The organism is Pedobacter rhizosphaerae, assembly GCF_900111155.1.
In the GTDB taxonomy this organism is placed as follows: domain Bacteria; phylum Bacteroidota; class Bacteroidia; order Sphingobacteriales; family Sphingobacteriaceae; genus Pedobacter; species Pedobacter rhizosphaerae.
Genome location: NZ_FOGG01000025.1, coordinates 38,158 through 64,792, shown reverse-complemented (window position 1 = coordinate 64,792; position 26,635 = coordinate 38,158). Strand labels below are relative to the sequence as shown.

General features: G+C 42.6%; 30 protein-coding genes. 18 read left to right on the top strand and 12 right to left on the bottom strand.

The window, feature by feature from the left end; genetic code table 11:
• Positions 1–77 precede the first annotated feature (77 nt).
• From BMX11_RS17740 to BMX11_RS17715, 6 genes are all read left to right on the top strand, one after another.
• Positions 78–1,061: an SDR family oxidoreductase gene (locus tag BMX11_RS17740; protein WP_090886717.1), complete on the top strand. Its 984-nt coding sequence runs from the start codon at positions 78–80 to the stop codon at positions 1,059–1,061.
• 684 nt (positions 1,062–1,745) lie between these two features.
• On the top strand, positions 1,746–1,934 hold the full coding sequence (locus tag BMX11_RS17730) for a hypothetical protein (RefSeq protein WP_090886713.1): 189 nt from the start codon (positions 1,746–1,748) through the stop codon (positions 1,932–1,934).
• Positions 1,916–2,161: a hypothetical protein gene (locus tag BMX11_RS17725; RefSeq protein WP_090886711.1), complete on the top strand. Its 246-nt coding sequence runs from the start codon at positions 1,916–1,918 to the stop codon at positions 2,159–2,161. The genes BMX11_RS17730 and BMX11_RS17725 overlap by 19 nt, the downstream gene beginning before the upstream one ends.
• 67 nt (positions 2,162–2,228) lie before the next feature.
• On the top strand, positions 2,229–3,125 hold the full coding sequence (locus BMX11_RS17720) for an SDR family oxidoreductase (protein ID WP_090886721.1): 897 nt from the start codon (positions 2,229–2,231) through the stop codon (positions 3,123–3,125).
• A 20-nt stretch (positions 3,126–3,145) separates the two neighbouring features.
• A complete protein-coding gene (locus BMX11_RS24380) occupies positions 3,146–3,319 on the top strand; it encodes a DUF6496 domain-containing protein (protein WP_175474604.1) in 174 nt (57 codons plus the stop codon).
• A gap of 389 nt (positions 3,320–3,708) precedes the next feature.
• The gene (locus BMX11_RS17715) at positions 3,709–3,933 is read left to right on the top strand and encodes a hypothetical protein (protein ID WP_090886709.1); all 225 of its coding nucleotides are present in this window, start codon (positions 3,709–3,711) and stop codon (positions 3,931–3,933) included.
• A gap of 376 nt (positions 3,934–4,309) precedes the next feature.
• Here BMX11_RS17715 and BMX11_RS17710 read toward each other — a convergent pair whose 3' ends face one another.
• Positions 4,310–5,206: a class I SAM-dependent methyltransferase gene (locus BMX11_RS17710; protein ID WP_090886707.1), complete on the bottom strand. Its 897-nt coding sequence runs from the start codon at positions 5,204–5,206 to the stop codon at positions 4,310–4,312.
• A 266-nt stretch (positions 5,207–5,472) separates the two neighbouring features.
• Between BMX11_RS17710 and BMX11_RS17705 the strand changes: the two genes are divergently transcribed.
• Both BMX11_RS17705 and BMX11_RS17700 read left to right on the top strand, forming a co-directional pair.
• Positions 5,473–5,802, top strand: coding sequence for a hypothetical protein (locus BMX11_RS17705; RefSeq protein WP_090886705.1), 330 nt, complete (start codon positions 5,473–5,475; stop codon positions 5,800–5,802).
• A 157-nt stretch (positions 5,803–5,959) separates the two neighbouring features.
• Complete coding sequence (locus tag BMX11_RS17700; RefSeq protein ID WP_090886704.1) at positions 5,960–6,574, top strand: class I SAM-dependent methyltransferase; 615 nt, start codon at positions 5,960–5,962, stop codon at positions 6,572–6,574.
• Between the two features lie 21 nt (positions 6,575–6,595).
• Here BMX11_RS17700 and BMX11_RS17695 read toward each other — a convergent pair whose 3' ends face one another.
• From BMX11_RS17695 to BMX11_RS17680, 4 genes are read right to left on the bottom strand one after another with little or no spacing between them, the layout of a single operon-like run.
• Positions 6,596–7,177 (bottom strand): peroxiredoxin-like family protein, encoded by a 582-nt coding sequence (locus BMX11_RS17695; RefSeq protein ID WP_090886701.1) that lies wholly within the window; start codon positions 7,175–7,177, stop codon positions 6,596–6,598.
• A 48-nt stretch (positions 7,178–7,225) separates the two neighbouring features.
• Entirely contained in the window at positions 7,226–7,459 is a 234-nt protein-coding gene (locus BMX11_RS17690; protein WP_139180218.1) for a hypothetical protein, read from the bottom strand.
• Positions 7,460–7,518: 59 nt separating this feature from the next.
• A complete protein-coding gene (locus BMX11_RS17685) occupies positions 7,519–7,785 on the bottom strand; it encodes a zf-HC2 domain-containing protein (protein WP_090886697.1) in 267 nt (88 codons plus the stop codon).
• Position 7,786: 1 nt separating this feature from the next.
• Entirely contained in the window at positions 7,787–8,380 is a 594-nt protein-coding gene (locus BMX11_RS17680) for a sigma-70 family RNA polymerase sigma factor (protein WP_090886695.1), read from the bottom strand.
• Positions 8,381–8,509: 129 nt separating this feature from the next.
• On the opposite strand from BMX11_RS17680, the gene BMX11_RS17675 reads away from it, so the two are divergent.
• From BMX11_RS17675 to BMX11_RS17665, 3 genes are read left to right on the top strand one after another with little or no spacing between them, the layout of a single operon-like run.
• Complete coding sequence (locus BMX11_RS17675) at positions 8,510–9,262, top strand: DUF1223 domain-containing protein (RefSeq protein ID WP_245738698.1); 753 nt, start codon at positions 8,510–8,512, stop codon at positions 9,260–9,262.
• 47 nt (positions 9,263–9,309) lie between these two features.
• The gene (locus BMX11_RS17670) at positions 9,310–10,023 is read left to right on the top strand and encodes a cytochrome b/b6 domain-containing protein (RefSeq protein WP_090886692.1); all 714 of its coding nucleotides are present in this window, start codon (positions 9,310–9,312) and stop codon (positions 10,021–10,023) included.
• Positions 9,995–10,786 carry a molybdopterin-dependent oxidoreductase gene (locus tag BMX11_RS17665; RefSeq protein WP_090886690.1) on the top strand — a complete coding sequence of 264 codons (792 nt, stop codon included), beginning with the start codon at positions 9,995–9,997 and terminating at the stop codon, positions 10,784–10,786. Before BMX11_RS17670 ends, BMX11_RS17665 begins: the two co-directional genes overlap by 29 nt.
• Before the next feature lie 127 nt (positions 10,787–10,913).
• Here the strand turns inward: BMX11_RS17665 and nhaA are convergent, their stop codons facing one another.
• Complete coding sequence (gene nhaA, locus BMX11_RS17660) at positions 10,914–12,245, bottom strand: Na+/H+ antiporter NhaA (protein ID WP_090886688.1); 1,332 nt, start codon at positions 12,243–12,245, stop codon at positions 10,914–10,916.
• An 80-nt stretch (positions 12,246–12,325) separates the two neighbouring features.
• Here nhaA and BMX11_RS17655 point away from each other — a divergent pair, with 80 nt between their 5' ends.
• Positions 12,326–13,696 (top strand): TIGR00341 family protein, encoded by a 1,371-nt coding sequence (locus tag BMX11_RS17655; RefSeq protein ID WP_090886686.1) that lies wholly within the window; start codon positions 12,326–12,328, stop codon positions 13,694–13,696.
• A gap of 25 nt (positions 13,697–13,721) precedes the next feature.
• Here the strand turns inward: BMX11_RS17655 and BMX11_RS17650 are convergent, their stop codons facing one another.
• Positions 13,722–14,309: an RNA polymerase sigma factor gene (locus tag BMX11_RS17650; protein ID WP_090886684.1), complete on the bottom strand. Its 588-nt coding sequence runs from the start codon at positions 14,307–14,309 to the stop codon at positions 13,722–13,724.
• Between the two features lie 129 nt (positions 14,310–14,438).
• On the bottom strand, positions 14,439–15,005 hold the full coding sequence (locus tag BMX11_RS17645; RefSeq protein WP_090886682.1) for a fasciclin domain-containing protein: 567 nt from the start codon (positions 15,003–15,005) through the stop codon (positions 14,439–14,441).
• Positions 15,006–15,417: 412 nt separating this feature from the next.
• Between BMX11_RS17645 and BMX11_RS17640 the strand changes: the two genes are divergently transcribed.
• The gene (locus BMX11_RS17640; protein ID WP_090886680.1) at positions 15,418–15,969 is read left to right on the top strand and encodes a hypothetical protein; all 552 of its coding nucleotides are present in this window, start codon (positions 15,418–15,420) and stop codon (positions 15,967–15,969) included.
• 40 nt (positions 15,970–16,009) lie between these two features.
• Here the strand turns inward: BMX11_RS17640 and BMX11_RS17635 are convergent, their stop codons facing one another.
• Positions 16,010–16,891, bottom strand: coding sequence for an alpha/beta hydrolase (locus tag BMX11_RS17635; RefSeq protein WP_217643867.1), 882 nt, complete (start codon positions 16,889–16,891; stop codon positions 16,010–16,012).
• 244 nt (positions 16,892–17,135) lie between these two features.
• Here BMX11_RS17635 and BMX11_RS17630 point away from each other — a divergent pair, with 244 nt between their 5' ends.
• Positions 17,136–17,708, top strand: a complete 573-nt coding sequence (locus BMX11_RS17630) for a Crp/Fnr family transcriptional regulator (RefSeq protein ID WP_090886676.1) — start codon at positions 17,136–17,138, stop codon at positions 17,706–17,708.
• A 90-nt stretch (positions 17,709–17,798) separates the two neighbouring features.
• On the top strand, positions 17,799–18,590 hold the full coding sequence (locus tag BMX11_RS17625; RefSeq protein WP_090886673.1) for a type 1 glutamine amidotransferase domain-containing protein: 792 nt from the start codon (positions 17,799–17,801) through the stop codon (positions 18,588–18,590).
• Positions 18,591–18,900: 310 nt separating this feature from the next.
• Here the strand turns inward: BMX11_RS17625 and BMX11_RS17620 are convergent, their stop codons facing one another.
• Positions 18,901–19,452 (bottom strand): hypothetical protein, encoded by a 552-nt coding sequence (locus tag BMX11_RS17620; RefSeq protein WP_090886671.1) that lies wholly within the window; start codon positions 19,450–19,452, stop codon positions 18,901–18,903.
• A gap of 436 nt (positions 19,453–19,888) precedes the next feature.
• Between BMX11_RS17620 and BMX11_RS17615 the strand changes: the two genes are divergently transcribed.
• The 3 genes from BMX11_RS17615 (at position 19,889) to gwsS (ending at position 22,410) form a co-directional block, all read left to right on the top strand.
• Positions 19,889–20,128: a TIGR04139 family peptide modification target gene (locus BMX11_RS17615; protein ID WP_090886669.1), complete on the top strand. Its 240-nt coding sequence runs from the start codon at positions 19,889–19,891 to the stop codon at positions 20,126–20,128.
• A gap of 136 nt (positions 20,129–20,264) precedes the next feature.
• The gene (gwsG, locus tag BMX11_RS17610; protein WP_090886666.1) at positions 20,265–21,167 is read left to right on the top strand and encodes a grasp-with-spasm system ATP-grasp peptide maturase; all 903 of its coding nucleotides are present in this window, start codon (positions 20,265–20,267) and stop codon (positions 21,165–21,167) included.
• A gap of 172 nt (positions 21,168–21,339) precedes the next feature.
• Complete coding sequence (gwsS, locus tag BMX11_RS17600; protein ID WP_090886662.1) at positions 21,340–22,410, top strand: grasp-with-spasm system SPASM domain peptide maturase; 1,071 nt, start codon at positions 21,340–21,342, stop codon at positions 22,408–22,410.
• 55 nt (positions 22,411–22,465) lie between these two features.
• Here the strand turns inward: gwsS and BMX11_RS17595 are convergent, their stop codons facing one another.
• The gene (locus BMX11_RS17595) at positions 22,466–23,746 is read right to left on the bottom strand and encodes a PepSY-associated TM helix domain-containing protein (protein WP_090886659.1); all 1,281 of its coding nucleotides are present in this window, start codon (positions 23,744–23,746) and stop codon (positions 22,466–22,468) included.
• A 29-nt stretch (positions 23,747–23,775) separates the two neighbouring features.
• Entirely contained in the window at positions 23,776–26,265 is a 2,490-nt protein-coding gene (locus BMX11_RS17590) for a TonB-dependent receptor (RefSeq protein ID WP_090886657.1), read from the bottom strand.
• Positions 26,266–26,635: the final 370 nt, after the last annotated feature.

The following is a 26,635-nucleotide window of genomic DNA, read 5'->3' as shown; positions in this document are numbered from 1 at the left end:
CAAGCCTTAAACCAACACCAGCAAACATTTCAGTAAATCTGGTGTTGCAGAATAGAATACCTTGATCAATTATCACTATGCAAAAACATAACGCAACATCCAGCCTTTCTGGTAAAACAGTAGTCATTACCGGAGCATCCAGTGGGGTAGGACTGGCCACCGCCGAAGCCTTCGCCATATCTGGTTGTAACCTCGTGCTTGCTTCAAGGGGAGAGCATGCTTTGAACGAGGCGGTAGCCTACTGCAAAAGCCTGGGCGCGAATGCCGTTGGTATCAGCACAGACGTTTCAGATGAAACCCAGGTGGCAACGCTCGCTAGGCAAGCACTGGCCTTAAGCGGAAAGATCGATTACTGGATAAACAATGCCGGGGTAATGGCCAGTGGCAAATTCGAAGAAATACCCATCGAAGTGAGTCACCAGGTAGTAAAGACCAATTTACTGGGTTATCTCAACTGTGCGCACACGATTCTCCCTATATTTAAACAGCAAGGCTACGGGATACTGATCAACAATGTCTCCATTGGCGGATTTATGCCAGCTCCATACAGCGCCGTCTATTCAGCCACTAAATTCGGCATCAAGGGCATGATGGAATGCCTGCAGGGTGAATTGTCCAACGAGCCTAACATCCATATCTGCAACCTTTACCCGCAGATCCAGCGGTCCACAGGTAATATGCATTCGGCCAAATATTCCGGACTGGATTTCAAGATCCCGCCATTCGCAGCAGATCCCCGTGATACCGCCAAGCAACTGCTTAAACTCGCCATCCACCCTAAAAAAGATAAATTCCCTGATTTTGCTTCCTGGGCACTCAAGACCATGCATGGCATTTTGCCAAAGCTGCTCGTCAATACCGCCTCATCCGGGATGCGGATGCTGATGGAGATCAAGGATGGAGAACCCACAAGCGGCAATGTACTAAAAGCCTCCGCACCACCGCATCAGATCTATGGAGAAACCCTCATACCTTTGCCCTCAGGGAAAACAAAACTTGCACTGGGCATCGGAATAGCAGTAGGTTTAGGTCTGCTTTTGTTCTCTGGGAACAAACGTTAAAAAAACAGCTGTGATTTAAATAAATTCCGCAAAACCAAGCAGCCTGCTGGTTATTGTTTTTTGAAAAAGTATTTCAATCACGCAAATGACGCTTGGATTATCTTAAAAATGGTCACTTATTCCTATCTAAATATTAGGATATACTCCACCACAATACCCCAAAATATTCGATCATCAGGGAAAGTCTATTATGAAGAGGTAATTGCTGACCCGATAGCGGCAGTTTTTATTGGTATTCTCGGTTCTTAAAACGATTGACCCTTAGCTGATTTGCCGGCACCTCAGGGAAGCCCTGTTGAGCGATGCGCTGAGAAGTAGTTCTTGGTTATTTTAACACAACATGAAAGCAATTTGTTTAAATGCCTATAGCTAAAAATATTACATGGATGTGGGGCAACTTTAGTTCATGATCCGGGTCAAAAGAAATATTCTCCAAATCACTCAATTAAGTGACGTGCGGATGGCGTAATTCCATCTGTTTAGCGAGCCAGACCCAAAACATCCTGCTTAATATTAGCTGGCTTCTGACGGCTGAATTTTGGGCTGATAATACCTTTATATTTTTTATAAGATTTTTTGTTTTTTTGAAGCATAACAACCTCTCCGGTGTCAACAAATTCAGGCAATACTCGTCTCTCCCAGAACCATTTACAAGAAATATTGTTGAATAAAAAAAAGGAATCAATGGAAACCATCAAAGACCAAAACCAAGCCAAAATACCCTCAGGGGAACAAAAAGTACTGCTGGATCCCGCGATAACCGCTGAAACCGACGAACTCGATCCTAAATTCGAGGCAGAGCAAAGCGCTCCCATAAAAAATGAAACTAAAGCAAATCTACAAGATAGTAAACCATGGAACAGTTCAGAATAGAAGTAGCCATAGAAGGCCGGGGCAGATTCTACGAAATCAAACCCCTTGGCAATGCCCGGTATGAAATTTCAGAAAACGCCGAAGTGATCGGAACGATACAACTCGACGAAAAAGACCACGCCCACTGCGAAAGCCAGGGCTGCGAACTCGATCTCCCGGCCTTGCACGCCATACGCCAGGGCATACAGGCACATGAAGGCTGGAATGATACCTTTGGGCACCTGTAAAGCAAAAATCCAAACCATTTTCGGATTTCATCGGTTATTAAAAGACCTTATCAAAAACATCAAACCCATGAAAAACGAGAAAAACAAAGCAGAAAACCCTGCAGATAAGTACCCGCAGCCACCTTTCCCCAAACAGGACCAGCAGCCTCCCGGAACTGAAGGCCAACTGATCCCACAAGCAGACCATGGCGAAAAATCCTATAAAGGAAGCGGTAAATTAAAGGGCAAAAAAGCCATCATCACCGGAGGCGATTCCGGTATCGGCCGGGCAGTAGCCATTGCCTTCGCAAGGGAAGGGGCCGATGTACTCATCAGCTACCTCGATGATTCAGAAGACCAAGACGCAAAACTCACGGCAGATTATGTAAAAGCTGCTGGTGGGAAAGCCGTTCTGCTTAAAGGCGATATCCGCAAAGAATCCCACTGCCGCGAAATTATAGATACTGCCATCCGCGAATTGGGAGGTCTGGACATTCTGGTCAACAAAGCAGCCTTTCAAATGGCCAGAAAAAACATCCAGGAGATATCTCAGGAGGAATGGGACCGTACCTTTCAGACCAATATCACTGCAATGTTTTACCTCTGTAAAGCAGCCGAACCACACCTAAAACCAGGAAGCAGCATTATCAATACCACATCGGTCAATGCCTATTCTCCCAACGAACAGCTCCTGCCATACGCCGCAACAAAAGGGGCAATCCAAAACTTCTCCGCCAACCTAAGCCAAATTTTGCTGATGGACGGTAAGGGGATCAGGGTAAATGCGGTGGCACCAGGCCCGATCTGGACACCGCTAATCCCCTCAACCATACCCCAACATGAAGAATTTGGAAAAGACACGCCGATGGGAAGGGCTGGACAGCCTGCTGAAGTTGCCCCGGCCTACGTATTTCTGGCATCAGACCAGGCCAGCTACATCGCAGGGGCAACCATCCCGGTAAGCGGTGGACGCATCACCATTTAAACCTTTTAAACAATAATATTATGGCAAAGTATTCAGAAAAAGCTGGCGAAAAAGTCGAACAAGCCATGCACGAAAGAAAAGAAGGAACGCTGAAAACCGGAACAGGCAAAAAAGTAACTTCCAAAAAACAGGCAATCGCTATCGGGCTTTCCGAAGCTAAAAAAGAAGGAGCAAAGGTTCCCAAAAAGAAATAAGCTCCCAAATAACCCCAAAAACGAAGCCGTAATCTATTGAACAGAATTACGGCTTCAATGCTAAGCCGCAGGTACAATGCCTCCCAGTTTTCATTTTTTTGGCTTATTATTACCTTATCCATCTCACCGGGATAGCCTAATAGATCCCAACAAAGGCAAGGATTTGGGTGAAAATTTTGTTGCAAAGCATAAAGTCTTGATCAAGCACCACTTAAAATAAAGTGCAACATCCGCTGCGGTGAGATTGTTGAATGCCGGAGTATTTATCCCTGAAAATGTAACGTAGTGCTTGCCGTTAAAATCGGTGTGCTGCATGAAATGTGGATAATTACCAGCATTCAAAAAACAAAAAGTGCTTTTAAGTGGTTCAGGATTAAAAAAATATACCTATGGATAAAACAGCACAGACTAAAGACCTCGAAAAATTCATTGAAAAGTTTGAACCATCTAAATTCAAAATGCTCCAGCGGGGAATTGAAATCCGTGGCATGAAGGATCTCAACAGGAGCATTGCTTTTGCAAAGGAACTTATCGATCAGTTAAAATTAAAGCTGAATGTTTCTCACAGCGCCGAAATGGCTATGTATGGAAGCTTTGAAGTGGTGTACCAATAATAGGCACCCTGCCAAGAAAGGGTATTGAACCAGCTTCCATAGCTAATATGCATCGAGATCAAAAAGGATTGATAAACAAGGCCTGGTACAATTCCAGGCCTTGTTGCTTATACGGGTTCATATAAACCAATATGTTTTAAAGGTCGATACCTTCTCTAATAATAGATGGCTGAGTCAAGCCTATTCTTATTGTTCCCATAAAGCGGCCGAAAAATCTGATTTTCTATTCAAAGCCATTCCACTGATTTCCAAAGCCTCGGGTCAGCACATACAGTACTGAAAGGGAACTGGATTAAGACCAGCCTGAAGACCATCGCTATTTACTCAACACATCTTCAATCTTTTAATAACCGGAAAATCAGTGGGCCCAAAGCTGTTATATCTCGACAGTAGCTGCAACCATCATGTGCGGGCTTAAGGATAAAAGGCTGCTGTCCTGTTCTGTCAGCGCAATCAGCTCAAGCAATCTTGCTTTTTTAACCGGATCCGCCCAGCTTTGGAAAAAATTGCTATCCATCCAGGCCAGACCCTCAACTGCATGTGAACCAATAACGCTAAAATGACTACAAGCAAACTCATCCCTCAGCTCATCAGGCGTGTGGTAGTATGCCTGTGAGAGGATACCCTGCATTCCTTCCGGTGCAGTATGGTTTCCACTATTTAGCGCGGAAATACACATTTGAAATATTCTGGGATCGTGAATCAAACCGGTATTTAGGGCTGCAAGTGTAGAAGCGGCACGCGTAATGGCAAAACCGAGGACCGTTCCGCCTGGACGCAGGATCCTTCGGCTTTCCCTAATCGCCTGCAATCGATTAGCCTGCTGCTGCAAATGATAAAGTGGTCCGTGCAGGATGACCAGATCAAAACTGCCGTTTTCAAATGGAAGCCTGCGGGCCTCACCAATCTCGCAGCTAAAAGCATTTTTTCCTTTTGCTTTTTTTCTTGCTTTCCGGACATGTTCCGGTACAGGATCAATTAAATAAACATAATGACCTAAAGAAGAGAGCCAAGCGGAATAATGGCCTGTTCCCCCTCCAATATCGGCAATATGCATCGGTGCCTGGTGCAGGTAAGCAGTTATGAGCAATTTGTTTCTTTCAAATTCAAGCGGCCCAAGGCCGGTCTGTAAGCGAGAATCTTCGCAGGATTGGTTATAAAAATCAGCTATCGCTGGATCAATAAGATTCATAAAGTAAGTAGAGCAAAGTAAACATAAAAAACCTTTCCGGAGGTGCAGATGACCACCGGCGAATTTGAACTTTAAGTTCATGGATGATATGTTTAGCAAACTTTAATGGCACTAAATTATATAATCGGCACTTATTCTCAAATAGCTGGACGCTAATTTTTATTGATCGGACCCCGCTGAAAGGTCCGATAGTCCGCCGGAACCTAAATGGAAATTATCCATCAAACGTTATCTGCCTCAGTTCGCGCTAATACAGCCCCGCTTAGAAGCTAAAATTATTCTGTTTCATTTTCAGTTGCTTAGCATCCTGCACTTGCAAAAATCGAGGCCGATAATATATTTGCATCATGACCATCACCGTTTTAGCTATACTGGAGACTGATTTTAAACCTGAGAAGGCATTAGCCAAAGTAATGAATGACCGGCTGCAAAAGGCCGCGAGGGATCTACAGACCACTCACCTGAAATCCCTTTCCGGCAGGGGCTTTTCCAGCGAGGATCTGGTAATTTACATCAGCTACAACCCCAAATATAAAATTCGTTACCGAATTGTAAATGACGTGCCTGCTGACATAGAATACTTTGTGGCAGAAACCTGTGGGAGGCTTGGCTACATGCTCTGGAGAAGTTCTTTCGTAGAAATTCCGGAGAAAGATGATGATCGCTATAGATTTTAAGACTTTATCTATCGCAGGGCCGAGCTTAAATCACTGTCAATTGTAGAAGTTCAAAAGCAAAAATTTTCACTTAAATGAACCCCATTATTGCAACTTGATTTTCCAGTTAATCCCTCAGCTCCTGCATATCGATTGATTATTTTTATCATTACCCGAAATGAGACCTTTACCAAATCCAAAGCAAACGTTTGGAGATATCGACATTTATCTCTTTGATCAGATCCTCAAAGGAACTTATACCAACTGCAGCACCATTTTAGATGCCGGATGTGGTATAGGCAGAAATCTTACCTATTTCTTAAACAATGATCGGGAGGTTTTTGGCGTGGATAGGAGCGAGGAAGCTATATTGGCCTTGAGAAAAGCTACCGCTGGCTATCCGCTAATCAACCCAGAGAAAAACTTCCTGGTATCAACGGTAGAAAACCTGCCATTTGAAAATGATAAATTTGATTTAGTCATAAGCAGCGCAGTGCTTCACTTTGCAGAAAGCCTGGCGCATTTTGAGCTCATGCTGAATGCGATGTGGCGGGTATTAAAACCAGGGGGCCATTTCTTCTGCCGCCTCGCCTCAGAAATCGGCATAGAATCCGCAGTCCATTTTATCGGCAATGGCAGGTATGTATTGCCCGATGGGACAGAACGGTTTTTAGTAAACCAGGAAATGCTACTGCGGTTGACAAAAAAACTCGGTGGCCAGCTACATGAACCGATCAAAAGCACAAACGTGCAAAGCATGCGCTCCATGACCACCTGGTGCATCAGGAAATAATAAGACCAAAAATATTCCAGGCTATAACTTTGTAAGCAGCATTCCAGTTGATGCCCTTTTTTTATAATCAGGATCAAAATGGACAAACCTGATCTTTCCTGAGCGGTCTATAATGTAGGTCGCAGGTACCGGAAGCGTATGGCGCGTGTTACCATTATTTGCTTCCAAATCAATCCCATAACCTTTATATTTTGAAAAGGTCGCCTCGTCCATCATAAAATTAACGCCATAGGCTTTCATGATTTCATCATCCTTATCTTGTATAATAGAGAAACCTGCCTTGGTTTTCTTGATGGTCCTGGAAATATTTTCACTGGTTTCCGGTGTAACGCCGATAACATAGGCACCTTTAGCAGTGAGCAATTGCAGGGAATCCTGTAGTTCTTTAATGTGCTTATTGCAATATGGGCACCACTGGCCACGGTAGAAAAAAAGCACAACCGATTGATGTTCTTTTAACAAAGTTTGCAAACTAATTTTCTTTCCATTCTGGTCTACCCCGCTAAAAGTTGGGGCATTTGCGCCTGCTGACAATCCTTTCTGAGCATTTGCAGTTGAAATCACTGCAATAAACGGTGCAATAAATAGTATAACTCTTCTCATAAACTTAAATAAATTTAGGCAGGGGATTGAAAAACCCCTGCCTGTTTTTTACATTTTGCTTTTCGACATTTTGTCTTTTGCCATTTTAGATTTCTCCATTTTGACTTTTTTGGCGGAATCTGCCTTCATTTTCGACATTTTGCTTTTCTCCATCTTATCCATTTTCTTTTTGCCCATTTTATCCTGTTGAGGACTGTTTGCAAAAGTTGATGCAGAAAGGCTTAAAGTAACTAAGGCCGTCAGCACAAGTTTAGCTGCCGATTTTAAGAATTGATTTTTCATGTTATGGTGTTTTTGTTTCCCTCTTTGTCGCGGCCTGTTTAAAATCCTTACAATTAAAATCAATTTTTATTCATTTCTTTTTCAATTCTTTGTTTTAAGCTCGATTTGAAGTCATCATCAAGCTTTAACTCTTCAGTTTTAAAACCGGTAAATAAGCGGTTAATCAGTATGCTTTGTTGCTGAAAAGTTCTGCAAATCGAGCAACCGGCAAGGTGTATCTGTAGTTGCAAGGTTTCTGCGGCTGTAATCTTCCCCAATGTTTTTTTCTCAATTAGAAAAGTTGCCTGCCTGCAATTGTATATTATCTTCTTTAAAGCTCCGGTCATATCAGTTCCAATGTTTTTGAAGGCAAGCCCTCAGGTTTAGTTTTGTGCGGTGCATAATTACCCAAAAATTAGCATCAGTAAGTTTTAGCTCAAGGCAAATTTTTTCCGAGGTATAATCGTCTATGTGTTTCATCGAAAATACGGAAAACCATAGCGGAGGCAGTTTTTTCAGGCAGCCTGACAAAATGTTGCCCAATTCTTTAATCAGCAGCGGATTATCTGTTTCCAAACCAAATGATTGCGGGGCATGTGGGGTGTTCCAATGCCCGTTTTCTGCATCGAAAAAATCCACCTGTTCGGATTCCGATTGCCGGACTTCCTCTAATCCTCTTGATGCCTGGTTTCGGTAAAAATCAGCAATCTTATTTCTAAGTATTGCAGTAAGCCAGGTTTTCTCACTGCTGTTTCCTTCGAACCGGGCTAATTGTTGTAATGCAGCTAAAAAAGTATCCTGCACTAAATCTCTTGCCACTTCCTCATCTCTTAATCTGGAAATGGCAAAACGATAAAGGTAATCCGCATATTTTTCAACCCAGGTTACCGGATCGCTATGAAGTTGATTGGTTGCCGCTAAACCTTGCTTTTCTTCATTCATGTTTTTACGTACATTGTATAAATATAGTGCTTAACCTTTTAGTCGGCAGCAAATTAAATTCCTTACAGATTATTTTATTTTTTTGTAAGGAATAATTAAAACCAGCGACTAAGCCTTAAAATGATTGTCATGGTTGGAAAAATAGCATTTATAGTTATTGCATTTTCTGCAATAAGCCTGGCCTTTACTTTAAAACAAGATAGACCTGCAGCGCAAGGTTTTGCGGTTATCGAACTATTTACTTCTGAAGGTTGTTCAAGTTGCCCGCCTGCCGATGCACTGATCGCAAGGATAGAAAAAGAGAATAAGGAAAAACCTGTCTACATTCTCGCTTACCATGTAGATTACTGGGACAGACTGGGCTGGAAAGATAGCTTCAGCAGTGCCCAAAGCTCAAAAAGGCAGAATCAATATGCAAACTGGCTAAGGCTTAGCAACGTGTATACGCCCCAAATTGTGGTAAACGGTAGCCAACAATTTGTTGGCTCCGAGGAAAAGACCCTTCGCAACGCGCTTCAACATAGCTTATCGCAAACGGGCCAAAACCGCTTAGCAATTACCCTTGAAAAACAGACTGTCACAAATATTACTTTAAGTTATCTAACCATCAGGCAAGTAAAGGATGATCACCTTATCCTAGCCATTGTCAATCCAAACGCAACAAATAAAATTGAACGGGGTGAAAACAAAGGCAGAACACTCCATCATGTACAAATTGTAAATCACTTCGAAACCTTTAGCCTTAACGGCAGGGAAAAAGGCCTGGTCAATCTAGCTTTAGGGAACATCAAAAATGATTTTGAGGTTATTGCTTTCCTGCAAAATGCGAAAAGCGGAGAAATAACCGCGGCCACAAAGCTGCAACTCAAAACGCATGGTTAAATAAATCCTGAACCAACAAAATTCCGTTAATGTTATAAAAAAGCCCAATGAAAGAGATAGAAGAAAAACACGCCTTTTTAATGCGCTGGACGCATTGGGTAAATTTTCCGGTGCTTGCCGTTATGATTTGGAGCGGCATGTTTATTTATTGGGCAAATGATGCCTATGGAATCTCCATATTTGGCGTTACCTACATTAAATTCTTTCCGGAGTGGTTTTACAACTACTTCCACATACCCCAACGCCTTGCCGAAGGCATGGCCTATCACTTTTTATTCATGTGGTTCTTTTTTCTCAATGGATTGCTTTATATCATTTACACTATTTTTTCGGGTGCCTGGCGAGAACTTATGCCCCAGAAAAATTCATTCAAAGAAGCCTGGCTGGTTTTACTTCATGATCTACACATCAGAAAAACCATCCCCCCACATAAAAAATATAACGCTGCCCAGCGAATAGCCTACTCAGCAATCATATTAATGGGTTTAGGTTCCGTAATCACCGGACTTGCCATTTATAAACCCGTTCAATTTTATTGGCTTTGCTGGCTTTGTGGTGGTTATCATTTTGCCCGGATCATCCATTTCGCACTCACTATTGGCTACGTTTTTTTCTTTTTGATACATATCCTTCAGGTTGCGCTCGCTGGATGGAATAACTTCAGGTCTGTTGTATCGGGTTTTGAGGTCATAGGAAATACAGAGAAAGATAAGGACGAAAAATTAACAGCACATGGAACAGCAGAAAAAAAGGAAAGTTAAAGCCCCGCTGAGTATCGAGCAGAAAATAAAACGCCGCAATTTTATTTCCTTCGGAGTTTTTTTTGCACTGGGCGGTAGTGCGATTGCCGGTTGGAAATGGTTACTCCATGCACCAGAGGAAACGCCCGGAATTACAGGTGGTGCGAAAGCACCTTTGAGAAGGGCCTTAAATAAAACTGAACTTTTCTTCCGCAATTTCTTCAGCAACAACCACCTGGTTAAAACCTATCCGAAAGAACGTGCAGCAAAAACCGTTCGGGTCAACAGCCTGATTGGTATTGAAGATGATGGGGATTTTGATATCGGCAAATGGAAGCTGGAAGTAAAGATCAACAGCAGGGAATCATTGAAAATCGGTATTGAAGACATTAAGGCACTACCCAAAACGGAAATTGTATTCGATTTTAAATGCGTAGAAGGCTGGGACCAGATCCAGCATTGGGCTGGTGTAAAACTGAGCGATTTCCTGTCCCACTACAAACTCGATGCGCTCGCCCAAAAAAACTACATGGGCCTGGAAACCCCCAACGGCGAATATTATGTCGGCCTGGAAAGGGACAGTGTCCTCCATCCCCAAACCATTCTAGCCTACCAGATGAACGGAAAGCCGATAAGCAAGGAACACGGTGCCCCACTCAGATTGATCATCCCCGTCAAATACGGGATCAAAAACCTTAAACGGATCGGAACAATGTCCTTCAGCGACACCCGCCCCAGGGATTATTGGGCAGAACAGGGTTACGATTACTATTCAGGCCTGTAAACGCAGGAGAAAATAATGCCTTGTCAATCAAAATATTCTGCTTTATTTCTAACCGGAGTTCGAATAAAGTATCCAGTATTCTTTTCAAAGGCGACAAGCAAGCAGGCGAATGGTTAAGGAACGTATTTCATTCCCCGACAGGCACATCTTTTTTCAGCAGCCTCAGGTAAAGAAAGCCCAATACCCCTGAAACCAGCGAGGCGAGCAGTATGCCATATTTGGCCTGGGTCACCAGTAGCGGATCTTCAAAAGCGAGGCCACTGATAAATAGCGACATGGTAAAACCTACACCGGCCAACAGGGAAATGCCGGCCATGTGTTTCCAGCCAGCGCCCTGGGGCAGCGCGCCCAAGCCTGTTTTGACCATCAGAAAAGAAAAAAGCAGCACCCCGGTAAACTTCCCCACCACCAGGCCAAGCGTTACTCCGATCGATACCGGATTCAGGATAGCCGTGAAAATGTCAGCCCCGATGACAATGCCCGAATTGGCCAGTGCAAAAAGCGGCATAATCAGGAAAGCCACATAAGGATGGAGGCTATGTTCAATCTTTTGCAGCGGTGTTTCTGCAGCAAGACTTAGTTTTTTCACCTTCTGGATGGTATGGTGTTGGGCTGGAGTGGTCAAAGTACTGTTGTTGGGAATTTCCTCTTCAAAGTCAAAGGAAAGCTTTCTGAGCTTTTCGGCATAGACCTTTTCTTCAACCCTGGTCACCGCCGGAATGGTAATAGCAACCAAAACGCCCGCAATGGTGGCATGTACGCCCGAAAGCAGGAACCCGATCCAGACACAGATCCCAAAAATTAGGTAGAAAGCACTGCTGCGCACGCCAAGCCTGTTTCCAATAAGGAGCACCAATAGAAAAAGTCCTGCAATCCCGAGCGCCATAAAGTTTACCTGTGCCGTATAAAAAAAAGCGATTACCAGTACTGCGCCAAGGTCATCCGCTACGGCAAGAGCCGAAAGAAAAACTTTAACAGCAGGAGGAATGTGTTTACCGGCCATGGATAAAAGCGCCAGGGCAAAGGCAATGTCTGTCGCCATGGGTATTCCCCAGCCATGTGTACCGCCGCTATTGATGTTGATGAGATAATAAAGCCCCGCCGGAATAAGCATTCCGCCCAAAGCCGCCGCCATGGGCATCGCCGCTTTTTTGACCGTCGAGAGTTCCCCATTCATAAACTCCCTTTTCAACTCCAGTCCGATCACAAAGAAAAACAGCGCCATCAACCCGTCGTTGATCCAGATGTGCAAGGGTTTGTTTAAGGTATGGGTGTCAAAGGCGATGGAAAGGTGCTTCTCCCACAAATGGTGATAGCTTTCGCCAAAAGATGAATTGGCCCAGATAATCGCGATCACCACTCCCAGCAGCAGCACAATCCCACTGGTATACTCCAGATGGATGAAACGGTTTACCGGTGCAATGATTTTCTCTATCGGGGTCTGTATTTTTTCTTTCATGGGATCGGGGGATAAAAGCAACCAAAGGCTTATAAGGGCCGCCGCTAATTTACATTGGATAAAACAGAAAGGGCAAAGATATGTTTATCCAGCATAAAGATAAACCCCAAACCGTTTTGAGTACACCAGAAAACAAAGAAGAACTTCCAAGGGCATTCCGTTCCTTTTTTTCCAAAAGGTTCAACCTGCAGATGGACAAGGCCGATGAGGCTGGGATCGTAAGCTCGATTTCCAAAAACTCCATATTTGTGGGCAGCAACCTCTGGACACTGATATTTGCCATCATTATCGCCTCCATCGGACTCAACGTCAATTCCACTGCCGTGATCATCGGAGCCATGCTCATCTCGCCACTCATGGGGCCAATTATGGGTATCGGGCTGGGTATCGCTACCAACGACTTTAACCTGGTCAAAACAGGAGGGAGGAACCTGCTCATTGCCACCATATTCAGTATTGTAACCTCTACGCTCTATTTTTACATCACCCCGCTACACGATGCGCAGAGCGAACTCCTTGCCCGTACCACCCCTTCCATCTGGGATGTGTTTATCGCTTTTGCGGGCGGACTGGCCGGCATTATTGCCGTAACCAGGACCGAAAAAAGCAACGTCATCCCGGGCGTAGCCATTGCCACAGCGCTCATGCCGCCCCTTTGCACCGCAGGTTATGGCATTGCCAATGGTAACTGGCTGTATTTTCTGGGGGCTATTTACCTGTTTTTCATCAATTGCCTTTTTATCTGCATATCCACCTACCTGATCATCCGCTTCCTGCGCTTTGATAAAAAACATTTCGAGGACAGGAATACCGAAAAAAAAGTATCCAGATACATCCTGATTTCTGTGCTCATTACTATCCTGCCCAGCATCTATCTGGCTTATGGCATCGTTCAGAAAAGCATCTTTGAAAACAATGCACAGGCATTTACAGCCGGTGAATTCAATTTCAAAAATACCCAGGTGGTCAGCAAATCCTTCCGCTATAGCACCAGGACTAAAGAAATTGATCTGCTGCTGATCGGCCAAGAACTGTCCGGGGAAGAGATAAAAAAAATAGAAAGTCATTTAAAGGATTACCGGCTCGAGGGCAGCCGGCTGCGCATCCGCCAGGGCCTTAGCGCAAGGCAGCAGGTGGATTTCTCACAGATCCGCGCCAGTATCTTAGAAGATGTATTCAAGGGGCAGACAAAAGAAAAGGCCGTAACGCTAAAGAGAACAACGCAGGCTTTTCCAGATGTATCGGCTGAGCTCAAGGTATTGTTCCCAAAAGTAAAATCCTATAGCCTGTCCAATGTGGTCTACCTAAGGGTAGATTCATCCAAAAAGGATACCATTACTCTTTTTTCAGCAGCCTTATCTGCCAAAATGGATATTGCAGAGCGGGGAAAGATGGACAAGTGGATACGTTCACGGGTAAAGACCGATTCACTGAAGGTTATAGTGGAATGAGGCGGGACCTAATGTTCCGGAAAGATTATTTTACATCAAAAACCATACGAAGGTTTAAAATGGCCTGGCGGATGGCAGTCTTAACGCTACCCAGGGGCATCTCCAGCAGTTCTGCGATTTCACTATGGGTATAGCCTTTATAATAAAACAGATCGATCATCTGCTTATGTTTAGGCAAAAGCCCTTCCAAAAGTTTTTTAACCCCCACCGTATCGGTATTAAAAGAATGGCTATGGTTATCAAGCTCTTTTTCGACATCCTCAAAAAGCAGGTTGGAGCGCATTTGCCTGGAAGATTTTAACCTAAGGTGGTCGATGGCAGTATTCCGTGAGATATTCAGCATCCAGGTAAACAGACGTGATTTCTTTTCATCATAACTTCCAATGTAACGCCTGATTTTTAGAAAGGCCTCCTGTAGCAGGTCCTCTGCGGTCTCCTGCTGGTTGACAACCTTCATGATCACCCCAAACAGCGTGGCCGAATACATCTTGTAAAGCTGGGTAAATGCAGAGAGCTCATTATTTCTAAGGCCTGCTATCAGCTGTTTTTCGAGATCGGCGGTAGCTGGTGCCGGATTCTCGGATTTGATCTGGGTGAGTATAAATGCAATCATAAGCGGCAAATTATGTATTATAACAGGCTGCAGGCCAATAAGTTTAGGGTATTCCGGTAAGCTATAGCAATTGGTGCAGAAATGAAAAAAGCCGCTGGAAATTCCGGCGGCCGTAATATCTTGAATAGGCTATTTTGGCATCAGTACGGTATCCACTACATGGATCACGCCATTTTTCTGGTGAACATCAGCGATGGTCACTGTAGACATGCCACCTTTTTCATCTTTCAACATCAGCTTACTGCCTTTCATCCAGGCCCAAAGCTTGCCGCCCTCAACAGTAGTGAATTCCGCTTTCCCGTTTCCTTTTTTGATCGCAGCCGCAATAGCCTTGCTGTCCATATGACCCGCAACCACATGATAGGTCAGCACCTTGGTCAGCATGGCCTTGTTTTCTGGTTTAAGCAAAGTTTCTACCGTACCTTTTGGCAGTTTGTCAAAAGCACTGTTAGTCGGCGCGAAAACGGTGAAAGGACCTTTGCCCTTCAAAGTTTCCACAAGGCCTGCAGCTTTCACTGCAGCAACCAAAGTCGTGTGGTCCTTGGAGTTTACCGCATTATCGATAATATCCTTTGATGGATACATTTTGGCACCACCAACCATTTTTGTTTTTTCCATGGACTGCGCCTGAAGGGAAGTATTTGTTGCAAAAGCAATCGCTACTATAGCCACTGCAGATAAAAGAATTTTTTTCATGTCTTGAGTTTATATTACCTGCATTTACGAAAGGGACATAGCATACGGATTCCCAAAAGATAAAAGTTGGGAAAAAAACTTGAGCTAAGAGACTTTTTATTGAAAAAAATAAGGCTTTACAAAATAATTTTTTTACTATTGTAATAGGTTGAAATAGTCTGTAAAATGCTGTTTCGTATTTGTATCTTTTCTAGTTTAATCTATTGATTTATAGGTATTTCTACTTTCTGTATCGGAAAAATAACCTCCTTAAGTCATAACAATTTTTGATCACCTAATAATACGCTTTTCTTACATTTATTATCAGATATTGTAGCCCGCATTGGGAAATCCCTTTAAGCTTTGTAATTGGCAAGCACAAAAAAATCGGATATCTGTAGCGAGCATGCTTCCATGAACGTTTACTTAGCAAATGAGTAAATATATCCAGAACGCTGTACTGATTATCCTATTGTTAATGAACCTTTCTTGCAGAAAAAATGTCTCTGTTATTGAAGAAAGGGAACTAGATCAGAAGAATTTAACGCCTTGCTCAACAGGCGACTGCTCTTATCGATACACCCGCTGGAATGACCTGGATTCTTTAGTGCATCCTATCACGGGCAGTTTCAGGGTATTTGTGTTTGAGGTTAACTTTGGGGAAGGGGATATGAAAATCTTTCTCAAAGCTCCGATGGAGGGTGTAGCCTTTAGCATAGACCAGCAAGATTTTAAAAATGGTAAAGTTATCTTTCAGCGCAACTGCCCAAGTTGCAGGATAGCGGCCTTAAGTCCTCAAACAGGACGTATACGTGGTTTGCGTATTGCCAGAGACGACCCTTTTGCTCCCGAAACCTGGATCGTTGAGGCAAATCTGGTATTGACTGATAGCGGAAAAACACTTAGCAGGCAGATATATTTCAAGCAAAGATTTTACCCCGATTCAATAAGTCCAAAGGAGAATAAATCTCAGGTTGCAGATTAACTAAGTCTACACCAGAATATGTATTAAAGCTTCAGCTGTACTACTTTTGCGGAAACATTTTCCTAAAAGCATTGAAAACGGCTTGATGGGTTACTGTTGCGTGATTTTCCTGTTTTAAAAAATCAAACCAGAGGGCAGGCTTTCCGCTGCCTAACTTATTGAGCTTTACTGCCAGGCGTTTGGCATCTTTTTCCATAATGTGCTGCTTTGATCCATCGATAGAACCTTCTTTACCAACGCCGATATAAACCGAAGTGCTGCTAAAATTGTAATCTTCGAACACTTTTGGATCGGCCTTGAGTAGATAACCGTCACGCCACCAAAGACTAGGACTAATGATCACATATCGGTTGAAAAGTTGTGGCTTGGTAAGGAGGATTTCCGTAGCCAGTAGTCCGCCAAGTGATTGGCCAATAATCATGTTGTTTCCATCGGTTGCGAATTTTTTATTGATGAAGGGTTGCAGTTCTTCCGCTATAAAAGAAATAAAAGCAGTAGAACCGCCGTTTTCAGGGATCAGTTTCAGATCTGAAGGACGGTTGCTCGGGCTGGTGAAATTAAGCTTTCTCCGCGTATTCGCAATACCCACCACAATAGATTTGGGGATGCGGTTTATCCATGGAAAGGTGTTGAACTGAACCAAACCTGCAACGTGGATGAAGTCTTCATCAGCAGATCCATCCAATAGATAAATCACCGGATACTTTAGCGTACTGTCATATCCCTCAGGCAGGTAGATGTTAAGTATGCGCTCTTCTGAAAGGATTCTGGACTGCAGGGAAAAGATTTTTCCCAGTATAAAATTGCCCTTTTCTTCCCCTTTAAAATCCTGGGCTCTTAACCAGCCGTTCAACAGCAGAAATAAAAATAAAAATGTAGCTCTCATATCAATTCGCCGGTAAAGATACTTTATTAGCTTCATCGCTGAGAAAATTTTACGCTTCCGAAAAATACTAACTAGTCCTATTCACCTCCAGAAATTAAATATTAGGCATGTCTTTTATAGTTTCATGCTCCTAAAATATAGAATTAGCTAAAGGAATAATTCCATCTTTCAACTTGTTCGTCAGTACGGCTGCGGCTCAAAAGCAACGCCGTAAAAAGGGGCATAACAAAAGTTTATAAAGAAAATTTTCTTGTTGAATTTTATTAAATTCGTGCTTTCTATGAAAGACCTGCTCAGAGCCCATTTCGAAAAAATAATTACCCTTACGGATAGTGAGTTTGAATATATAAGCAGTCATTTTACGCATAAGAAACTCATAAAGCATCAATTTCTTATTCAGGAAGGGGAGACGGTAAAAAATGAATTTTTTGTGCTGAAGGGCTGTCTGAAATCATATATGATAGACAGCGATAATAAGATGCATGTGCTTCAGTTTGCCCTTCCAGATTGGTGGATTTCAGACTATCATGCGCTTTACAAGCAAGTCCCTTCGTCGCTATATATTGATCCCGTGGAATCGGCTGAGGTACTTGTAATTTCTTTAGAGGACAAGGAAAAGCTGTGCAACGAACTGCATAAGGTTGAGCATTTTTTTCGGAAGAAAACTAATTTAGGTTATGTTGGCCTTCAGCAGCGTGTATTGGGATTGATTAATACTGATGCCCGCGATAGATATGAGCAATTGATAAAACAATATCCGGCCTTATTTCAAATGGTGCCGAAGCAACTCATTGCATCTTATCTTGGCGTTACCCGCGAAACCCTTAGCCGCCTGTACAAAAACCCAAAATAATTTGATGTATGTCACACTATTTTTTTGACATATGTCCTGTGTGAAAGCCTGAAATCTTGAAACCTTTGTATTAAATAAAATTCAAAGGAAATGAAAATTAAAACAAGTGCAATATTGTTAGGTTTACTTTCAATAGTAAGTTTAGGGGGCTTTTCCCAAAATCAATCTTCGGAACCGGTAAATTCGAAAACTAAGAAAATACTCTTCGTTGTTACTTCTCACGATCAATTAGGTAACACCGGTAAAAAAACAGGATTATGGATAGAGGAGTTTGCTGCGCCATATTTTTACTTTATCGCTCAGGGAGCGGAAATTACCATCGCCTCTCCAAAAGGCGGTCAGGCACCGATAGATCCTAAAAGTAACGATCCGGAATTTCAAACAGAAGCAACGCGAAGATACTTCGCCGATGCAGCTACACAAGAAAAACTGTCGCATACGGTTTTACTATCAAAGGTAAATCAAAAAGATTATGATGCCGTTTATTACCCTGGAGGGCATGGACCAATGTGGGATTTATCTGCCGATAAAAACTCTGCACGCCTAATCGAGTCATTCATCAAAAATCAAAAACCGGTAGGCTTAGTGTGTCATGCACCTGCTGCATTGAAAAATGTTAAAGCCGCCAACGGAGAACCGTTTATAAAAGGCAAAAAAGTATCGGCTTTCACCAATAGCGAAGAAACTGCCGTACAACTGGAAAAAGTTGTGCCTTTTTTACTGGAAGACATGTTAAAATCTAAGGGAGCTGACTATCAAAAGGGAGCAGACTGGCATCCGTTTGCCGTTCAGGACGGGTTATTATTTACCGGACAAAATCCGCAATCTTCTTTGCTGGTAGCAGAAAAACTAATGACTTATTTATCATCTTCTGCCAATTAAAGGGTCAGAATAAATCTTTAAGTCAAATGACTGAAAAAACTCTATGAGTAGAAAAGCGGCTATTTTCAATATCGAAAATAGCCGCTTTGACTTTGGAATATTGGGAATAAAGTACTGGAAAATATAGCTTGGCTGGAAAGTGATAAAACGTTCGTTTCTTTCTCAAGCGTATAAAGAGACTTTTAAAGTCGCGCTCTGGTAGATTTAAACTAGAAGACGACTAAATTCATGATTTACCAGCTACTATCTTAACCTGGTTGCATTTTGCATTAGCAAGAGTGTGCAATTAGCGATACTTTATGCCAACTGATTAGCGGCCCCAATTTACCGGGATATTGTTTGCGGCGGCGTAAGCTTTGCCCTTTTCCATGAGCTCGGTATACTGCTGTTCGAAAGTTGCAGCGTATTTCTGATCTATATCTTTTATTATAGCGTCTTTGGCTTCCTGGCTGCCTTTTTGGTCACATAAGTTGGCATAAGCCAGATATTCGTTCTTGTAAACAGGTATGGCCATTTCATAAAGCGCTGTTGATAATGCCTTTATTTCCTTTTCCTCATCACCAGAGGCCGAAATTTTTTTCACTTTTTCTAATGCCTGCTCCAGGTATAAAATCTTATTCTTAACTGTGGTAACAGCCTCATCACCCTTCTTTTTGCTTGAGGGTATATTGGGATATTCTTTGGCCTCGTCATCAATGTGGCGGGCGAGATCCGGACTGGCGAAATCATTAATTACATTGGTATTGAGGACGGTGATATCAAAGAATTTTTCTGGTGTTTCAGTGCATGACGATAATAAAAAAATACTAAGGACTGAAAAAATGGAAAGGATTTTTTTTACTGAAAAGTGTAACTTGCTCATGATCTAAATGGGATTTTACTAAAAATTTTGCTGGGAGCTGAACAAAGACTAAGCCATTTTTTGCCAAACTCAGGTCTTATAAAAAGAGTGGGTGGCAAGTAATTTTGCTTCAGCTATTTAAAATAATGCGGCCTTTTCTCCGAGTTGTATTGATGCGGATGCAGGCGATTAGCAAGACCTCTAAGTGAGAGTTTGCGTTTACTCCAGAAGACTATTTTGTTTGTTAAATTAAATGTTTGCTATCATACGGCCTATTCGATTTTAATTTTCCCCGCCATTTTACGAATATCCATTCAGAATTAACGAAAAGTTACTCAAAGCGGTCACATATCAACTGTCGCTTGTAATCCCTTTAGTTTGTGTCGAAATTTAAATGAATAAAGCCCAAACGCCAGGGTATGTTGGCGAGTTTACCTAATCGATAAAAATTAATAAAATGAAAAATTTAAAAGGAACGAAAAAGGATTTCTCCTTACTGGAAAACCAAAAACTGACAGATTTATCGTCAATCAATGGCGGAAGGGCATTGGGAGGCTATATGGAGATACAATCTAATGTATTTGTTGGGGAAGGATGTATCGAATATGACCACTATTCGGGCGCAAATGGTACGGGCGAATATCTTTACAGGGAAATCCGTCGTTTAGCACCTGGAGAACCTATTCATAATTACTAGTAGCGGTACAAATGTAATTTTCCCGATCAATTCGGGCTAAATTCCATTTAATCATGCTCATTTAAAAAGGCTATGGGTTGCTTTCTTTACTAGTTGGCACCCATATCCAAAATATCCAGGGATTAAGCGAGTAAAGATGATTTTAATTATATCCAGGAAGCAAGAGACTACCACCAATGAAGTTATCAAATGGCTTTTGGCATTGGTTAAAAAATTTATTCGGGTGGATGAAGACGAAGAGTTTGAGATAAGAGCGAAGGAAAAACGCATCTATATAGAAAGCCATCGAAATTGTTTTTATATCGATGACATCAGCAGTGTTTGGTACAGAAGAGGAGGGATAAGATTTAAAAAAATCCAGTATGATAACCCGGCTGTAGATGTTCACATGCAGGAGCACCAGCATTGGTTGCAGGATTATGTAATCAAAAAACTTGAATCAAAAAAACACGTCAACAAGCAAAGCACCAGCGCTGTAAATAAGCTAATGGTGTTAGAACAGGCCAAAAAGGTGGGACTTGATGTTCCTGAGTTTTATTTAGCTGAAGATACGGCTGAAGTGGTTTTGGATAAGACCATTACGAAGCCCTTAACCGGAAACATAACCATCAATAATTATCAGGATTATGCGGAAAGTATTATGTACACCAACATAGTGGAGCATAAAGAAAAAGATAGCTTTTTTATCACATTTTTTCAGGAAAAGATTGAAAAGGATTTCGAGATCAGGAGCTTTTATTTGAACGGAGATTTCTATTCTACAGCAATAATGTCTCAAAATGATGAGCAAACCAAAACCGATTTCAGAAAGTACAACCTTCAAAAGCCTAACCGAAATGTGCGATATCGACTTCCCGCAAAAATCGAGAAAAAGACCCATCAATTAATGCTGTTACTGGATGTAAACTGTGGCTCAATAGATTTTATCAAGAGCGGAGATAAATTTTATTTTTTAGAGGTAAATACAGTTGGCCAATTCTTAGGGGTTTCGGCCATGTGTAATTATACTGCAGAGAAAGCTATAGCCGAATATTTATGAGATACCAAATCGAAGAAAAAAATAAGTTGCCGCTTACTTTCAAGTTTGTGGATGAATACAGAGGTGAAAAAATTAACCCGAAAAGTACTGATGTAATTTATGGCACATGCAGTCGCTATAAAACCGACTTTCTGATGCTGGTAAAACCATGTAAGCCAATTAGCAGATTGTTATGAAGTACTTTAATTTATTTAGCGATATTTTAATCACCAAGGGGATAAACAGGATCCTGATTTCTGATTTACAGCGAAACAATTCCGAGTTGCAGTCTCTAGAGTTGTACAATATTATTGAAGAGTTCAAATCACACGCTATTGAGGAAGTACTTACCTTTTATGATGAAGAATCACAAGAAATAGTACAAGAATATCTGAATTTTCTGTTAGAAAAAGAATATGGTTTTATTACCGAGAAGGATTGGGATAAAAATTTTGCTCCGCTAGCCCCCGAGTTTAGAGAGGCAAGTAAAATTTCGAATATCTTTATGGAGAGGGCCGATTTATTATTGTCGCCACAGCTGCTGCAATCTATCGCCAATTTAGGGATCAAACATTTGGTCATCTATTGTGATGCTGCGCTTCCTTTAACCTCTTTTGTAGATTTAGAATCTTCATTTAGCAACTCATGCGTAGAAAGCATCGAGATTTTCTCGCACTATCACCCGGAAGTTGATCAGGATTTTATAAAGGCACTGCATGAGAAATCTGCCAGAATTTACAGTTTGATATTTTATAATTGTGAAAATCCTCCTGTTGAACCTTCTGATATTTTTAAATTTAACCTGGTTTTTAGCGATCAAAGTTTAAGGCTGAATTCTTGCGGAAAAGTAGATTTCAAGTATTTTGATACGAACCTGATGAAGGTTTTAGAAGCCCTTAATCATAATTCTTGCCTGAATAAAAAAATAGGTATCGATAAAGATGGCAATATCAAAAACTGTCCGGCAATGCCTCAACGTTTTGGGAACATAAATGACATTGCTTTAGAAGATGCCATCAAGCATGAGGAATTTAAGGCTTACTGGAACCTTACCAAAAATGATATCCTGGTTTGCAGGGATTGTGAGTTTAGAAATGTTTGCACAGATTGCAGGGCATTTACAGAACGCACACACACCAATCAGTCAGGTTTAGATATCTCCAAACCCTTAAAATGTGGTTACGATCCCTCAACCAATGTGTGGGAAGATTGGAGCACAAATCCACTTAAACAAAAAGCGATTGAATATTACGGTCTGAAATAACTCTACAGTTAATGTTAAAACAAAGCCCCGGCTTTTAAGGCGCGAGGCTACGTTTTTATACTTCTGCGAGTAGTTTTTCCGATGATTCTGAAGGGGCAGTATCAGGTTGCTTTGCCAAGCTTTTCTTTGGCTTCTTACTCTTCTTCTTAAACTTCCGGCCATACCATACAAGGAATCCTGTAATCGGCAAACTGGCACCAATGAGTGAAGCCAGAAAAGCCATCACCTTACCCGGAAATCCCAGGATGCTGCCAACATGGATATCGTAATTCATTTTTCGCAGTTTCTGGCCAAACGAGGCTTGCGCATAGTTTACTGAATAGGCATCCTGCCGCTTTAACTCCTTCAGGGAATGTTGGTCAAAAGTGTAGCCCTGGCTATTATAAAACTGTCCTTTATTGGGATACACGGTGATGTTGATAGCCGCCTTGGCCTCTGCCGTATCGGCAAAACTATAATAAAAACCCATCGATTTAGGGTGGCGTGCAATAATCTGATCCCAGGCCATATCCATGGCTTTTGCCGGCGCATAGCCTTTTCCTTTTAGGGTGGAGTCAGAATCCAGCCGCTTGTATGACTCCAGCTTATCGCCACCCGATGTAACCCAGTACAGGCCTTCACTATACCATTTGATACCATAAACCATTCCAGTAAGGGCTATAGCTGCCAGAAACAATAAGGCGTAAAAGCCAAGTACGTTGTGCAGGTCGAGGTTTACCCTTTTAAAGGATGCGCCCCATTTGATCTTGAAACTCTTATCACGGGTTGATTTATTCCATTTTTTCGGGTACCACCAGATCAGGCCGGTGATGAGTAAAACCACAAAGATCATGGTGCCGTAGTTAACAATTGGCCGCCCTATTTCATAAGGCATCCAGAGGAAACGGTGCCCGTTCAATATAAACCTGAAGAAATCTGACTCCCCCGGTTTATGCTCTTCGGTACTAATCACTTCGCCGGTGTAAGGATTTACTTTGAGGATGGTATTCCCCGTACGACGATCCCGCGGACCGGCATTAGCCGCCCGTAAATTTAAGTTGATGGCCCTGCCTTGTTGATAATTCGCATATGAGGGCACTTTGTCAGGGTACAGGTTCGCTGCTATCCGCATCAGCTCGGAGGGCTTAACTACAGGCTTATCCTGCCAGGCTACCTTTGTTTCAGGTTCCAGCAAACCGGTAATTTCTTCGTTAAATACCCAGATACAACCCGTTAGGCATACAATGAGCACAATGATGCCCGATACTAAACCTAGCCACAAGTGCAGCCAATTGTTGATGCGCTTAAAAAGCGTGTCCTTTTGCTTCTTCTTTCCCGGGTTTTGATGGTTAGTCATTGTGCCTTTTTTTTATTGATCAGATATACTTATTTAAAGCGGTAGGTGATACTCAATCGCGCATTGCGTGGAACCTCATAGATATAGGTATAGTAGGAAACAGATGTTGCAGTTTCATTGGCGAGCTTGGTATAAGATCCTTGCGTGAGTAGCCTGCGATCTAAAAGGTTATTCACTACCGCGGCAATAGTGATCTTCCCTTTTTCATAGGAAGCACCTGCATCAAAACGATAATAAGCTGGTAATGTCAATGGAACGGAGGTTGATCCTGCATAACGATCCAGTTGGATCTGATAGCCAGCACTCAATCCAAAGCCATTCAACAAAGACCCTTGCTTCTGGTAGCGGTAAGATAACCAGCCATTGGTAATGTGTTTAGCGGAGTTAGGAGTGTGTCTGCCCACCAATTCTGGTTTAGCGTCTTCACTTATCGTGGCATCTGTCAGTGCATAATTCAGGACAAGGTTCAATCCCGGGGTAACTTCCCCGTTTATATCCAGTTCAATTCCTTTTGAGATGACACCTCCCAACTGGATCTGTGCATTTGGATTCACAGCCAGGTGTGCCGGATCAAGGTCGGCAGTCAGTACATTTTTTTTCTTAATACGGAATGCGGCAGCGGTTAGGTTCCATTTACCGTCAAAGAAATCCTTTTTCAGGCCCAGTTCAATGTTGTTGCCTCGGATAGGCTTGAAAGGGTCTCCGGCGTAATCCTGGCCAGCAACAGGCAGGAAGCTCTGATCATAGAGGGTATAGGCACTGAAATCTTTCGCCAGGGTTACGCTTAAACCAGCCCTTGGACTGAACACATTATCAGATATTTGCGTAAGGTTTGTCTTACCCACGGTTACCGCATGTGTGAAGCGGCCGGCTAAGGTTAAACGCACACGTCCATCCAGCATGCGAATCTCATCTTGCAAGTATGCTCCGGTATAGGTCAGGTTAGTAGCGTATACATTCGACCCTGAACGGTTCTGGATGCTGCGCGAACGATCAAAATAAGGGATATTGGTGAAAGGAATGCCGTAAACCGGGTTATAAATATTAAATGTAGCATTGTTTGCCAACTGAAGATCAGGATGCTGCTTGCTGGAGAAATCGCCCCAGGTTTTCAGGTTACCCATATCAAGCCCGCCTAAAATGCGGTGCACCACAGAACCCGTAGTCAGGTCGCCCATCAGGCTAACCTGGATATTTTTATTAATAGCCAATTCCTCGCTGATGTTCAGGTAACGTTTCATATCGCCATTTGAGGCGATGGTTGAAGGCCATGGGGTTCCGCCATCTAAACCATAACGGAGATAAGCTGCCTGGGCGTTGATCTTCCAGTCACTATTTAAACGGTGGCTCAGATAAACGGTGGCATTGTGGTCATACAGCTTTGCCGGGTCTAGTGCCGGATCGCCCAGAAAGAAAGTCGGATCAGTATCGCCGAAGCCTTTTGGCGAAAAACCGTAAGAACCCAGTGCCTGTGCTTCTACATGTTGAGTAGTATATTCAGCAGTGATTAAAGTGTTGCTATCAATCTGGTAGCTAATTACGGGTGCAATAATGTATTTATCCGTGTAATTGTATTTGTTGTAACTGTCTTTGGTTTGTGCGGCCACATTCAGTCGAAACAGTAATTTGCCATCGCGACTTAATTTACCATCCAGGTCAACAGCGGCGCGGCCCAGGTTGTAACCACCACCGGCTACACTTACCGAACTGCGGTTTTGACCGGTAGGCTTCTTGGTTACCACATTGTAAATCCCGCCAGGTTCACCGTTGGCCATCATAAAGCCAGAAGGACCTTTTACGAATTCAATGCGGTCAATAGTTGCCGCATCGTCAGCTAATGGCCCCCAGGGCATTTTTTGGTTCATACCGTTCCGGAAGGCAGGAATACTGGTGCCACGCATAAAAATATTGGCATATTGCGCATCCCAATGGCCTACGCGCAACGTACCGCTCACATTTCTGGTTACACCATCAACAATATCAAACACCTGCTGATCTGCCATTACCTTGCTGGTTATCACCTGGATGTTCTGCGGAACCTCGATCAGGGGAGATTGTAAACGCAATGAAGCGGATACTTTATCAACCTTATATTTTTTCTTGTTGGTACTCACCTGCACCTCGTCTAACTCTGAACGGTTTTCTTTCAAAGAAAAATCTGCAATTACGGTACCGCGCGATGAAACATGGATCTGTTTTTCCTTTGGATAAAGGCCAACCCCTGAAACTACAAGTGTATAATCGCCAACGGGAACACGCCTGATCTGGTATAAGCCATCCTCGTCGGTTATGGAGCCAAAGCGGGTGCCTTTCAGGACTACAGTTACATGAGCAGCCACGCTACCATCAGCAGTGGTGATCCTTCCTTTCACTACCCCGGTTTGTTCATCATTACGGGTTTGAAGAAGGCTATCGGTAGGATTGGTATCATTTCCTATCGGAGAAATACTAAAATTGGCATGAGCTGTAAACATTCCGCTGCAGCACACACCAAAGAGTAAAATTTTCTTAAATTGCATTACTTTTAATTAGACGTTAAAGGTATCCGGGCTTAGTCCCGGTAACGCCACACGGGGTCGGATCCGTGTGGCATTTTTTTGCAAAGTTAAGTTTATTAAGAATAAATCCAAATAGATAAATCGAGCTGAAATAAAATCTCATGAATAAAGTGTGTATGAATGCCGGTTCGCAAGATTCATAATCAGCTCAAATACCATTAATAGCTTCCGGAGATTAAAGTGATTTTGCAAAACAATTAATCTGTGTTGATCTTCTTTTATCTGCGGGATAACTTATAAATAAATTTCAATGTGATCCCATTTTTACATCCCATCTTGCTATACTTTTTTTAGCATCTTTGAGGTAAGGCTAATCTAGTTGTATCGCTCA